Below are 12,245 nucleotides of genomic sequence, written 5' to 3'. Positions count from 1 at the left end.
GAGGGATATACTCGCCCCCTGTCTTTGAGGAGAGACATCGGGAGGAATAATCGTGAATGCACACCCAACAGGGATGATGGCCAGTCCGCGTCCTGAAGACGAAAAACTATCCGTCGCCGCCAATCTTGCCTATGGATTTCAGCATGTTCTAACAATGTATGGCGGCATTGTCGCCGTGCCGTTGATTATCGGTCAGGCGGCAGGCTTGAGCGCCAGCGAAATTGGCCTGCTGATCACCGCTTCGCTTTTTGCAGGCGGCGTTGCAACCGTTTTGCAAACCATCGGCATTCCATTTTTTGGCTGCCAGCTTCCGCTGGTGCAGGGCGTATCATTCGCTGGTGTTGCCACAATGGTTGCCATTGTAACTTCTGCCGAAACCGGCGAGGCAGGCATTCAGGTCGTGCTGGGTGCGGTTATGGCTGCATCATTAATCGGCTTTCTCATCACGCCAATCTTTTCGCGCGTTACGCGCTTTTTTCCGCCACTTGTCACCGGCATTGTGATTACCACCATCGGTCTTACCCTGATGCCCGTTGCTGCGCGCTGGGCCATGGGCGGCAACAGCAAGGCACCTGATTTTGGCAGTATGGGCAATATTGGTCTCGCAGGCCTCACACTTCTGATTGTGCTCTTACTCAGCAAAATCGGCAACGCCACGATTTCACGCCTCTCGATCCTGCTTGCAATGGTGATCGGAACAGGCGTTGCATGGGCGCTCGGCATGACGGATTTTTCGCGTGTAGCAGAAGGTCCAGTGATGGCCTTGCCCGAAATATTCCATTTTGGCTGGCCGATATTCAGCATTGCAGCAACACTATCGATGTTCATCGTGATTATCGTGACATTGGTCGAAACCTCTGCCGATATTCTGGCAGTCGGTGAAATTCTAGGAACGAAAGTCAACTCCCGACGGCTCGGCGATGGTCTGCGCGCCGATATGGCATCAAGCATTCTCGCACCTGTCGTCGGCTCTTTCACGCAAAGTGCCTTCGCGCAGAATGTGGGTCTGGTGGCCGTAACGGGTGTGAAGAGCCGCTATGTGGTTGCCACGGGCGGACTTATTCTCATCACGCTCGGGCTTCTGCCAGTGATGGGCCGCGTAATTGCCTGTGTACCGCCAGCCGTGCTCGGCGGTGCGGGCATTGTTCTGTTTGGAACCGTGGCCGCAAGCGGCATCCGCACGCTGTCAAAAGTCGATTATCAGAACAATATCAATCTGATCATCGTAGCAACCTCGATTGGCTTCGGGATGATCCCGATCGCAGCACCGGAATTCTATCACCACTTTCCAACGTGGTTTGAGACGATCTTTCATTCGGGCATCAGCTCGGCTGCATTGATGGCCATCGTGCTTAACCTCATGTTCAACGAGTTCAAAGCTGGCAACTCAAACCAGATGTCAGTCTTTGCCGAAGGCACTGAGCGCATCATTCGCCACCACCAGATCGCAGAACTGCACGATGGCGATTATATCCAGAACGGTAAACTCTACGATGTGGAAGGAAATGAAGTGAAAATCGTTCCGGCAGGGGCACATTAAAAGCACTTCCAGCAAAAGTGCGAAGCGGTTTTGCGTAGGACAGTGCGTAAAAAAAAATCAGAGCGCATAGCGCTCTGATTACCGAAGCACACGGATAATCGTCCTATTCGTCAAATGCGGTAAGAGGCGCGCCATGTCGGCGCGCTTCAACGCTATGCAGCCCTCTGTCGGCGTATAACCTGGACGCGCAAGATGAAAGAAAATCGCGCTGCCACAGCCACGTTTGCGCGGGCTGATATTCCAGTCCATCACAATACAGGCATCGTAAACATCGTCGTTGCGCCACATCTTCTCGTGGCTTGATTTGAATGGAAGACTAACCGGGTGATTGTAATTGGCGTCGTTGGGTGCATCGCACCAGCCATCAAGCTTGCGAACACGCTTCAACGGAAAAGGCGTGAGAGGCCATTGCCGCGCATCGCCGCGACGATAGCCATAAAGCAACCGCATTGAAGAAAGTGGCGTCGCACCGTCGCCTTCGCGCTTGAAAGCGCTGATTCCCCCCTTGCCAAGCGCACATTCGAGCACCAAATTGCCAGCAGCAAGCAGGCCGCGCGTTTTATGGCCGGGCTTTGCCCGTACATCTATGATGCCAATTCCGCGGTTATTGTGATTTCTGGACAAGCCTGCCTCCGTTTTCTGCCTGCTGGTAAAGTTTGGGTGATCGCCTGAAAATCTGCTCTGTTTTTTCACGGCTTCAACTTATCGCCATTAAATGTCATAAAACACGAACCACTATTTGAATCAAAGAGTAACGAGGACAGGCATGACAGGTCGTACAATACTGCTCGTGGACGATGACGAAGATCTCCGCTCCATCCTCGTCGAACAGCTGGAACTATGCGAAGAGTTCCAGATTCTTCAGGAAGACAATGCCACCAAGGGCATTCAGACGGCGCGCAACGGCATTGTTGATCTGTTGATCATGGACGTTGGCCTGCCGGATATGGACGGTCGCGAAGCAGTCAAGCTGCTGCGCAAAGGCGGGTTTAAGGCTCCTATCATTATGCTGACCGGTCACGACACCGAATCGGACACGATTCTCGGTCTCGAATCAGGTGCGAATGATTACGTCACCAAGCCATTCAAGTTTGCCGTTCTGCTTGCGCGCATTCGCGCGCAGTTGCGCCAGCATGAGCAGAGTGAAGACGCGACATTCATCGTTGGTCCTTATACGTTCAAACCGGGCCAGAAGCTGCTTCTCGATGAGAAGGGCGGAAAGATTCGCCTGACCGAAAAGGAAGCCGCGATCATTAAGTATCTTTATCGCGCCGGCGACAAGGTCATTGGCAGAGATGTGCTGCTTGAGGAAGTGTGGGGGTATAATTCGGGCGTCACGACACACACGCTGGAAACCCACGTTTACCGTCTGCGCCAGAAAATTGAAAAGGATCCATCCAATGCATCGCTTCTGGTTACAGAAAGCGGGGGATACAAACTTGTCCCATGATGGACAGCGCATGATACGGGTGTCATGACAAGCTATGGCGCTCGATGACGATATCCGCATTCTCAGCTCAGTAGGCCTGTTCGAGTCTTTCTCACCTGAACAGTTGCGTCTGCTCGCCTTCGGCGCAGAACGTCTTGTGCTGCGCGCTGGTCGTGAACTATTCCGCGAAGGCCAGAGCGCTGATTGCGGCTATATCGTCGTATCGGGCAATATCAGCCTGTTTCATGATGCCGACGAAGGGCGGGTCACAATCCGCCCCGTCGGCCCCGGTGCAATGCTTGGCGAAATGGCGCTGATTGCCCAAACCTCCCGCATGACCGGTGCGTTGGCTGAGGAAGAAACCGAAGTTATCCGCATCAGCCGTTCGGTGTTCCGGCGCATTCTGGAAGAATATCCGGAAGCCGCAGCCTCGCTGCACGCGCATATCAGCAGAAACCTGCTGCAACTGATTGCTGATATTGAAAAAGTAGCACCTCAATTTGGCGGCAGCGACTAAATCATAATTCAATGATCCGCTCGATCCCTATAGCATCCAGAAATGCTTGATCATGGCTCACAAGCAGCAGGCCACCCTCATAATCATTCAGTGCTGTTTCCAGTGCCTGAATTGAATCAAGATCGAGATGATTTGTCGGCTCGTCCAGAATAAGCAGTTCAGGTCTGAGCGTTCCTGCGAGCACACAAGCCAATGCTGCGCGCAGCAATTCACCACCGCTTAAGCTACCTGCCAGACGTGACGCACTCTCACCACGAAATGAGAAACGCGCCAGAGCCGAATGAGCATCATTATCGCTGGAACCTTTGTTCAACCTGCGGAAATTCTCGTAGAGCGTCGCATTTCGGTCCATCAGGCTCATCTGCTGATCAAACATGGCAATAGACACAAAGCACTTGATCTCACCCGAAACAGGCTGCAAATCGCCGGAAATCAACCGTAAAAGCGAGGTTTTGCCAGCACCATTTGCACCGCGAATAACAATGCGTTCTGGCCCGACAATTTTCAGCGAGAAGTCCCGGATAACCGGGCGTTCCGGTACTGGCCCGCCAGAAACATTGAGCATTTCGAGCATCACACGCCCCGAAGGCGAAAGCGCCGCCTCAATATTAAAACGCATTGGCTTATTGCGTTCGACCTTTGCTTCCGCATCACGCAACTGGTTTTGTGCGCGCTCTGCATTGCGCTCAGCAAGCAATTCACCACGACCGCCAGTCTTTTGCGCTTTATCGGCACGCGCATCCAGCAGAAGCTTGCTCATGCCCGCATCGGCTCGCGATTTTTTCCCACGCGCATCGCTTTTTGCCTGCCGTTCAGCGGCTTCCTGCGCTTTGAGCCTGACCTGTTTCACATCGCGCTGCGCAAGCTCAAGATCACGCTGCGCCCCTTCCCGCTCTGCTTCCTTACGCTCGTAATAGAAATCCCAGTTGCCGCCATAAAGCGTCAACGCGCCTTGCGAAAGCTCGGCTATCGCATCCATTCCCCGCAACAATTCACGATCATGGCTGACGACAACAGCTGCCCCCTGCCATTTCGCAAGCATGTCAGCGACAGCCTGACGACCATCGCGATCAAGATTGTTGGTGGGTTCATCGAGCAGAATAAGATCAGGCTTCTGAAACAGTAGAGCTGCGAGTGCTGCCCGTGTCTGTTGCCCTCCACTTAATGCTGAAACCAGGGTTTGTGGAGCAAGCGAAAGCCCGAACATCTGCAAGGCTTCATCAAAATGCTGCGGCAACAGCCAGTCGGCCTGCTCAAAATCAACGTCAGTGCCCTCACCTGCTTGGATACGCGCAAGCATGTCAAAGACAGCACCCGCCTCAAACAGATCGGCTACAGTCTGCTGACCATCACTACCGATATTCTGGGCAAGTACACCAATTCGGCCAGTGCGCGTAACAGTGCCACTAGCAGGCAGCGACGCCCCGCTCATGATTTTCAGAAGGGTGGATTTGCCAATACCATTGCGCCCGACAAGCCCAATACGGCCTTCGGTTACGCTGAAATTGATGCCGGAAAAGAGTGTACGGCCATCAGCCGTGAGCGCGGAAATACCCTGAAGAGTGAGAAGAGAAGACATGAAGAACCCCGGAAACGTTGAAAACACTGGTCATTGAAAACAGTGCTGAACGATCCATTGCTCTTTTCTCCTCTTCTGAACTTCGCTCTATATACGCTTGCGTGTGCGTTTAATCCAGATCGAATGTCGCAATTACTGGTACGTGATCGGATGGACGATCCCAGCCACGCGCTTCGCGCAGGATTTGCAAACCTTGCATATGCGCTTCCAGATCAGCCGAACCCCAGATGTGATCGAGCCTGCGGCCACGGTCAGCTGCATCCCAATCCTTGGCGCGATAACTCCACCATGTATAAATTTTCTGGTCTGCCGGGATGACATGACGCATGAGATCGCTCCAGCCGCCTTTGACGCGAAGATCTTCAAGCGTGGTGGTTTCAATCGGCGTGTGGCTGACGATTTTCAGCAACTGCTTATGCGACCAGACATCGTTTTCCAGCGGCGCAATGTTGAGATCACCAACAAGGATCGACGAGTTTCCATCCTGCCTGTCAGCAACAATCGCCCGCATTTCCTCAAGGAAACCAAGCTTGTGCGCAAATTTTGGATTGATTTCCGGGTCTGGCTCATCGCCACCCGCAGGCACATAAAAATTATGGATACGGAGCTTTTTGCCACCCGCTTCAACCACTGCGCTTAAATGACGGCAATCGCCCATCTCGCAAAAACCGACCTTTTCAACGTCGCTCAGCGGACGTTTCGAGATGGTTGCAACGCCGTGGTAACCCTTCTGACCACTGATCGCGATATGCTCATAGCCGAGTGCGCGAAAGCCCTTGGAAGGGAACTGATCGTCGGGACATTTGGTTTCCTGAAGGCAGAGAACATCCGGCTGATAATCGCTTAAAAACTGCTCGACCAGCGGCATACGCAAGCGAACGGAATTGATGTTCCAGGTAGCAACAGAAAATGTCATGGGAATAAGACTCACAGCCATCAAAAGATGGCCGCGAACGTAACGATTTATCCGGCAAATGCAAATATCGAGCGTGAAGTTTTACTGGCCCTTACGCTTCATCGCGATGCGCTGATAGTCGATCTTGAACATGTCATCGGTAAAGCGAACGCCACTGCGAAGATTGAACACCATGATTGTGGTGTCGAGGCCCTGCGCATCGGTGATGGTCCACTGCTTGAGATCCATGGTCTTTGGTTCAAACATCATGGTGATCTTCGAATTACCAAAAGCCGTTTTATCACCCACGACCAGCGTGGTCATATCCGGGTCTTGCTTAACACTCTGAAGGCGTCCGCCGCCGAGATCAATCCGGTCAGCGAGCAGCATCTTCAACGGCGTGGTGCCGAGCGCATACATATCCCATGTGTCGAGCTTGCGATTGTTGATGACAACCTGATTACCATCGGAGATCACGCGGATCGGTGACTTATCATAGTTGAAGCGAATCTTGCCCGGACGTTCCAGATAGAATGTGCCGCCGGTCTGTTCACCCTTAGGGCCGAACTGTACAAATTCGCCAGTGAGCGTCCGCAACGATGAGAAGTGATCGGCGATCTGCTGTGCAGCCGCAGCACCACTTGCGCCCTGTGCCTGCGCTGCAACCGGCACAAAAGCCGGAGCCACAACACCAAGGCTCAATGCTCCCAATCCGAGGACGGCCACAAAGCGGCTGGCTTTCATAAAGCTCGAAATACGGGAGATCATCATGGGCAAACTCTCTTTTTTCATCGTTGTCTCAGAATAAATCGGCAGTTAGGCGCCAGTATGGCAGCACAAAAGCCGATGAGATCCTGAGAATTAATAGTCGTCTTCAGTCGGCACCAATATCTCGCGCTTACCCGCGTGATTAGCAGGACCGACAATACCTTCTTCTTCCATGCGCTCAATGATTGAAGCGGCACGATTATAGCCAATGCCTAGGCGACGCTGGATATAGGAAGTCGAAGCCTTTTTATCACGCAGCACCACGGCAACAGCCTGATCATAAGGATCGTCGGAGTTTTCAAGGTTGGACGTTCCAGCCGGACCGCCACCTTCGTCTTCTTCCTCATCCTCGGTGATCGCGTCGAGATATTCCGGCACACCCTGAAGCTTGAGATGCTGAACAATACGCTCAACCTCGTCATCGCCCACGAATGGACCGTGCACGCGCTGAATGCGACCGCCACCGGCCATGAACAGCATATCACCCTGACCAAGCAACTGCTCGGCGCCCTGCTCACCCAGAATAGTGCGGCTATCAATCTTGGAAGTAACCTGGAACGAAATACGCGTCGGGAAGTTCGCCTTGATCGTACCGGTAATCACATCGACCGATGGACGCTGCGTTGCCATAATCACATGAATACCTGCCGCACGCGCCATCTGTGCCAGACGCTGTACGGTGCCTTCAATATCCTTGCCTGCGACCATCATCAAATCGGCCATTTCGTCGATGATCACGACGATATATGGCATTGGTTCGAGATCAAGCTGTTCGGTTTCGTAGATCGCTTCACCTGTGTTCCGGTCAAAGCCGGTCTGCACAGTGCGCGCGATATTCTCACCTTTTTTCTGGGCTTCGCCAACGCGCTGATTGAAACCGTCAATGTTGCGCACGCCGACCTTGGACATCTTGCGATAGCGGTCTTCCATTTCCCGCACGGTCCATTTGAGCGCAACCACCGCCTTCTTCGGATCGGTCACAACGGGCGTCAGAAGATGCGGAATACCGTCATAGATCGAAAGCTCCAGCATCTTTGGATCAATCATGATCAGGCGGCATTCTTTTGGCGTCATGCGATAGACCAGCGACAGGATCATCGTGTTGATAGCAACCGATTTACCGGAACCCGTCGTGCCTGCCACCAGAACATGGGGCATTTTTGCAATATCGGCGATGACCGGCTCACCATTAATCGTCTTGCCGAGTGCCAGCGCAAGCTTTGCCTTTGTTTGCTCAAAATCACGGCTTGCCAGCATTTCGCGCAGATAAACCATTTCGCGCTTCTGGTTCGGCAGTTCGATGCCGATCACATTGCGGCCTGGAACAACAGCAACACGGGCGGCAATCGCGCTCATCGAGCGTGCAATATCGTCAGCCAGTCCAATGACGCGAGACGACTTAATGCCTGGAGCAGGTTCAAGCTCGTAAAGCGTGACGACCGGACCCGGCTTCACATTGATGATCTCGCCACGCACGCCGAAATCTTCCAGCACACCTTCCAGCAGACGTGCATTCTGTTCGAGCGCATCTTTGGAAAGCGATGAATCGCGCTGCACAAGCTTTGGTTCAGCAAGGAAATGCAGCGATGGCATTTCAAAAGCGCCGCCATCTTTCAGGAACGACGACTGCGCCTCACGCTGAATACGTCCACCGCTCTTTGGTGCCGGCGCACGTTCGCCAACCCGCGCTTTCGAGCGCTGCGGCGGTGCGTCGTGCCACTCTTCACCCGCCAAAGGCATATCTTCACCATCACCATCCATATCGAATGGCGGTTCTTCCGATGCTGCACCACCAAAGCCCGGCTCATGACGAGTACTGCCCCGCGCTTCTGCACTGCGGCGCACTTGGCGCATATCGCCATATTCGTCGTCGCGCGGCTTGCGACGGTTCATTCCGGTCAGACGTTTGAATGTTGCGGTCGCGCTATAAATCGTGTGGGTAAGAGAACCAACGAACGCAGAGAGGCCACCAGAAGATGCTTCATCGTCTGCATCTTCATAATCCGAATAATCATCTTCAGCCGATGCACCGCGTTCGCTCGCGCCATCAGTCGCCGCGTTGCCGCGACCAATGATTCCGCTTGCAAACAGGCACAGCCAAAGTGCCGGGAAAGCCAGAACCAGTGCAATGCCTGAAGCAATTGCACCTTGCGGGAAGGAACCTAAAAAGATGCCGGGAATGCGCAGAACCAGATCACCGAAAACACCGCCAAGACCAATCGGCATCGGCCAGCTTTCGGGAACCGCAAAGCAGCTCGCAATGGCTGCAAACAACAAAGCCGCGCCAAACCATGCGATGCTACGCTTTGCGATCCGGCCAATACCACCGCGCGTCATCATCAGCAGCGACCAGACTGCAAGCGGCAGAAGTGCTGGAACACTGGCAAGGCCGAAAAACTGCATAGCAATGTCGGAAAAGACGGCACCCGGATAGCCAAGCGCGTTGGTGACAGGATTGTCCGTCGCATGACTGAGGCTGGGATCAGCCACGTTCCATGTGGCGAGCGCGCCAACAGCCATCGCTGCCAGCGAAAGCAACGCCAACCCAAATAGGATATAGAATTGCCTGCGGAAGATATTGACCAGTCGCAGTCTATCATCCGAAATCCGCTCGTCACGCAGCGGGTATGAGGGCGAATATCCTTGCCGCATAAAGCCTGTCCCGAACTATGGTTTGTTGCCCTCGGGCTTGGATAGCCCTGGGCGCAATGAATCGGGATGATCCTAGCCTTGCGATGGTTAATTCCTCATTAACCATGCAGTATCATACACAGGCAAATAATGCTGAATGTGAAAAAGGCGCGGTTTCCCGCGCCTTTTCCTTCTTGAGACAACCCTGTTCTACTGAACAGACTCGCCGTGCAACGCGATGTCGAGACCTTCCATTTCTTCCTGCTTTGTCGGGCGCAGACCCATGATGGCCTTGATCACATAAAGGATGATGGCTGTCGCAACTGCGGTGTAGACAATCGTAACTGCCGCACCGAAGAACTGCTTGCCCATGGTTGCGCCTTCGCCAGCAGCATTGATTGCAACATCAGCAAAAAAGCCAGTGAGGATCGCGCCAACAAAACCGCCAACACCGTGAACACCGAAGGCATCGAGCGAGTCGTCATAGCCAAGTGCGTGCTTGAGCTTAACCGCTGCCACGTAGCAGATAAGGCCTGCGATGATACCGATAATCAGCGCGCCCGTTGGATTGACGAAACCAGCGGCAGGCGTAACGGCAACGAGACCTGCAACCGCACCTGAGATGATTCCAAGAACACTTGGCTTACCGGCAATTGCCCATTCAGCAAACATCCAGGCGAGAGCTGCACCAGCGGTCGCAACCTGCGTGTTGAGCATAGCGACAGCAGCGAGCGAATTGGCACCAGCAGCCGAACCAGCGTTGAAGCCGAACCAGCCCACCCACAGAAGAGCTGCACCAATGACCGAGAGAACGAGGTTGTGTGGAGCCATATTGACGTGGCCGTAACCATCACGCTTGCCAATGATAAGGGCTGCAACAAGACCAGCAACACCAGCATTGATGTGAACGACAGTACCACCAGCAAAGTCGAGAACGCCGTCAGAACCGAGGAAGCCGCCGCCCCATACCCAATGTGCTACCGGCACATAAACGATGAACAGCCACAGAACCATGAAAACAAGCATGGAGGAGAATTTCATGCGTTCAGCGAACGAACCCGCAATCAGCGCAGGCGTGATAACCGCAAAAGTCATCTGGAACACGATGAAGAGATATTCGGGAATTGTTCCAGTGAGCGAGTCCATCGTCACACCCGACAGAAACGCCTTATCAAAGCCGCCGATATAGGCGTTCATCGAACCACCATCGGTGAATGCGAGCGAATAGCCGAAGAACATCCACAAGACCGACATAAGGCAGGTGATTGCGAAGCTCTGCATTACAGTGGAAAGCACATTCTTCTTGCGAACCATACCGCCGTAGAAAAGTGCGAGACCAGGAATGGTCATCATCAGCACAAGCGCGGTTGAAGTCAGCATCCAGGCGGTATCGCCCGTATCAAGGGTCGGGGTAGCTTCGGCTGCATCCTGTGCAAAGGCTGTTCCCGCTAATACGAGCAGCGCAGGAAGGGTGGCAAATGCCGTCTGCTTAAATCTTTCAGTTATGAGCATCGAGTATCTCCGTCGAATGGCGGCTTCAAACGCGTCTGCGCTGAAAAGACCGGTTCGAACTAAGAGAAACAAAAATCGTGCCAGTTACGGACCACCACACCATAAAAATGCAATTTTTCTGATGTTTGATGCTCGCTGATTTCTCAGAACTGTCAGATAGACGCTGTATTTTCGCCCAAAATGCGGGCTTTTCGGCAAACCAGACAAGCGATGCAAATGCCGAAAAAATCTTTCTATGACAGAAAAAAGCGGTCTTACCCCGATGGGCAAAACCGCTTTAAGTGATTCATCGGATTCAGTTTTTAAACCTGGCGCTCAGTTAGCGTAGATAGCCACTGCATAAAAATTAAACACACGTATTATCGGTGATTAAAATATCATCATTTGGCTTTTTCATGCACACGAATAAGACCTTCCTGCGCAACCGACGCGATTAACAACCCATCGCGGGTATAAAGTGCGCCACGGTTAAATCCACGTGCGCCGGAAGCGCTCGGGGTATCCTGCGTGTATAAAAGCCAATCATCGAGCCTGCACGGGCGGTGAAACCACATCGCATGATCAAGGCTCGCCACTTGCAGATCACGATCAAAAATCGTGCGTCCATGCGGGTGCAGCGATGTATCAAGCAATGTCATATCGGAGAGATAGGCAAGAATGGCTGCTTGAAGTGCGCGATCATCCGGCACGATGCCGCGCGCGCGCACCCAGACATGTTGGCTCGGAGCCAGTTTTTCGCGCGAGAAATAATGCTTGAGCGACACCGGCTTGATCTCGATCGGGCGCTCCTGCTCCCAATATTTACGCACGCCCGACGGGGCAAGATGCAGATACTCGTCTTTTAGATCATGATCGCCGACCAGCTGTTCCGGCATCGGCAGACCTTCCGGCATTTCGATCTGATGATCGAGACCCGGCTCATCAATCTGAAATGAGGCCGACAGCGTGAAGATCGCCTTACCGTGCTGCTTTGCCAGAACACGGCGCGTATTGAAACTCGAACCGTCGCGAATGCGGTCGACTTCATAAATAATCGGAATTGCCGGATCACCCGGACGCACAAAATAGCCATGCAGAGAATGAACCTGCCTTTCCGGCTCCACAGTGCGCTGCGCTGCAATCAGCGCCTGGCCGATCACCTGTCCGCCAAAAACGCGCTGCCAACCCACCTGCGGGCTGTTACCACGGAAAAGATCCACTTCCAGCGTTTCAAGATCAAGCGTCTCTAGAAGCTGTTGCATGGCAGCCGTTTGCTCGGCCTGCGATAGATCGGTCTTTTCATTATTCGACATGGACAGCCTGTCTCCTGAAACCTTATATAGAGAACATATTCTTGATGAACTGTTTGGGCTTGCACAAGGGAAACTGTCAAGT

At 53.3% G+C, this 12,245-nt stretch carries 10 protein-coding genes; 3 read left to right on the top strand and 7 right to left on the bottom strand.

All coding sequences use genetic code 11. The features are described 5' to 3' along the window. Positions 1-73: 73 nt before the first annotated feature. Complete coding sequence (locus ACOZHT_RS06035) at positions 74-1,540, top strand: nucleobase:cation symporter-2 family protein (protein ID WP_339509503.1); 1,467 nt, start codon at positions 74-76, stop codon at positions 1,538-1,540. Positions 1,541-1,618: 78 nt separating this feature from the next. Here the strand turns inward: ACOZHT_RS06035 and ACOZHT_RS06030 are convergent, their stop codons facing one another. Next, on the bottom strand, positions 1,619-2,164 hold the full coding sequence (locus tag ACOZHT_RS06030; RefSeq protein WP_339509000.1) for a L,D-transpeptidase: 546 nt from the start codon (positions 2,162-2,164) through the stop codon (positions 1,619-1,621). A gap of 142 nt (positions 2,165-2,306) precedes the next feature. Here ACOZHT_RS06030 and ACOZHT_RS06025 point away from each other — a divergent pair, with 142 nt between their 5' ends. Together ACOZHT_RS06025 and ACOZHT_RS06020 are read left to right on the top strand one after the other, a co-directional pair. After that, complete coding sequence (locus tag ACOZHT_RS06025) at positions 2,307-2,990, top strand: response regulator transcription factor (RefSeq protein WP_339509001.1); 684 nt, start codon at positions 2,307-2,309, stop codon at positions 2,988-2,990. A gap of 34 nt (positions 2,991-3,024) precedes the next feature. Next, on the top strand, positions 3,025-3,486 hold the full coding sequence (locus ACOZHT_RS06020) for a Crp/Fnr family transcriptional regulator (RefSeq protein WP_339509002.1): 462 nt from the start codon (positions 3,025-3,027) through the stop codon (positions 3,484-3,486). Between the two features lies 1 nt (position 3,487). On the opposite strand, the gene ACOZHT_RS06015 is transcribed toward ACOZHT_RS06020, so the two are convergent. From ACOZHT_RS06015 to tesB, 6 genes are all read right to left on the bottom strand, one after another. Beyond that, positions 3,488-5,065: an ABC-F family ATP-binding cassette domain-containing protein gene (locus tag ACOZHT_RS06015; protein ID WP_339509003.1), complete on the bottom strand. Its 1,578-nt coding sequence runs from the start codon at positions 5,063-5,065 to the stop codon at positions 3,488-3,490. Between the two features lie 109 nt (positions 5,066-5,174). Then, positions 5,175-5,981, bottom strand: a complete 807-nt coding sequence (locus tag ACOZHT_RS06010; protein WP_421565374.1) for an exodeoxyribonuclease III — start codon at positions 5,979-5,981, stop codon at positions 5,175-5,177. 81 nt (positions 5,982-6,062) lie between these two features. Then, positions 6,063-6,731, bottom strand: a complete 669-nt coding sequence (locus ACOZHT_RS06005) for an outer membrane lipoprotein carrier protein LolA (protein WP_339509005.1) — start codon at positions 6,729-6,731, stop codon at positions 6,063-6,065. Positions 6,732-6,821: 90 nt separating this feature from the next. Then, positions 6,822-9,380, bottom strand: a complete 2,559-nt coding sequence (locus tag ACOZHT_RS06000) for a DNA translocase FtsK (RefSeq protein ID WP_339509006.1) — start codon at positions 9,378-9,380, stop codon at positions 6,822-6,824. A gap of 189 nt (positions 9,381-9,569) precedes the next feature. Next, positions 9,570-10,871, bottom strand: coding sequence for an ammonium transporter (locus tag ACOZHT_RS05995; RefSeq protein ID WP_339509007.1), 1,302 nt, complete (start codon positions 10,869-10,871; stop codon positions 9,570-9,572). A gap of 380 nt (positions 10,872-11,251) precedes the next feature. After that, a complete protein-coding gene (tesB, locus tag ACOZHT_RS05990; protein WP_339509008.1) occupies positions 11,252-12,163 on the bottom strand; it encodes an acyl-CoA thioesterase II in 912 nt (303 codons plus the stop codon). Positions 12,164-12,245: the final 82 nt, after the last annotated feature.

The organism is Ochrobactrum sp. EDr1-4, from assembly GCF_049199085.1.
Lineage (GTDB): Bacteria > Pseudomonadota > Alphaproteobacteria > Rhizobiales > Rhizobiaceae > Brucella.
This window is presented reverse-complemented; position numbering and strand designations above follow the sequence as displayed.

Bases quoted from the DNA above. Each gene is read 5' to 3' on its own strand.
- ACOZHT_RS06035 (WP_339509503.1), top strand. From the start codon at position 74: ATGATGGCCAGTCCGCGTCCTGAAGACGAAAAACTATCCGTCGCCGCC.
- ACOZHT_RS06025 (WP_339509001.1), top strand. From the start codon at position 2,307: ATGACAGGTCGTACAATACTGCTCGTGGACGATGACGAAGATCTCCGC.
- ACOZHT_RS06020 (WP_339509002.1), top strand. From the start codon at position 3,025: ATGGCGCTCGATGACGATATCCGCATTCTCAGCTCAGTAGGCCTGTTC.
- ACOZHT_RS06015 (WP_339509003.1), bottom strand. From the start codon at position 5,065: ATGTCTTCTCTTCTCACTCTTCAGGGTATTTCCGCGCTCACGGCTGAT.
- ACOZHT_RS06010 (WP_421565374.1), bottom strand. From the start codon at position 5,981: ATGACATTTTCTGTTGCTACCTGGAACATCAATTCCGTTCGCTTGCGT.
- ACOZHT_RS06005 (WP_339509005.1), bottom strand. From the start codon at position 6,731: ATGATGATCTCCCGTATTTCGAGCTTTATGAAAGCCAGCCGCTTTGTG.
- ACOZHT_RS06000 (WP_339509006.1), bottom strand. From the start codon at position 9,380: ATGCGGCAAGGATATTCGCCCTCATACCCGCTGCGTGACGAGCGGATT.
- ACOZHT_RS05995 (WP_339509007.1), bottom strand. From the start codon at position 10,871: ATGCTCATAACTGAAAGATTTAAGCAGACGGCATTTGCCACCCTTCCT.
- tesB (WP_339509008.1), bottom strand. From the start codon at position 12,163: ATGTCGAATAATGAAAAGACCGATCTATCGCAGGCCGAGCAAACGGCT.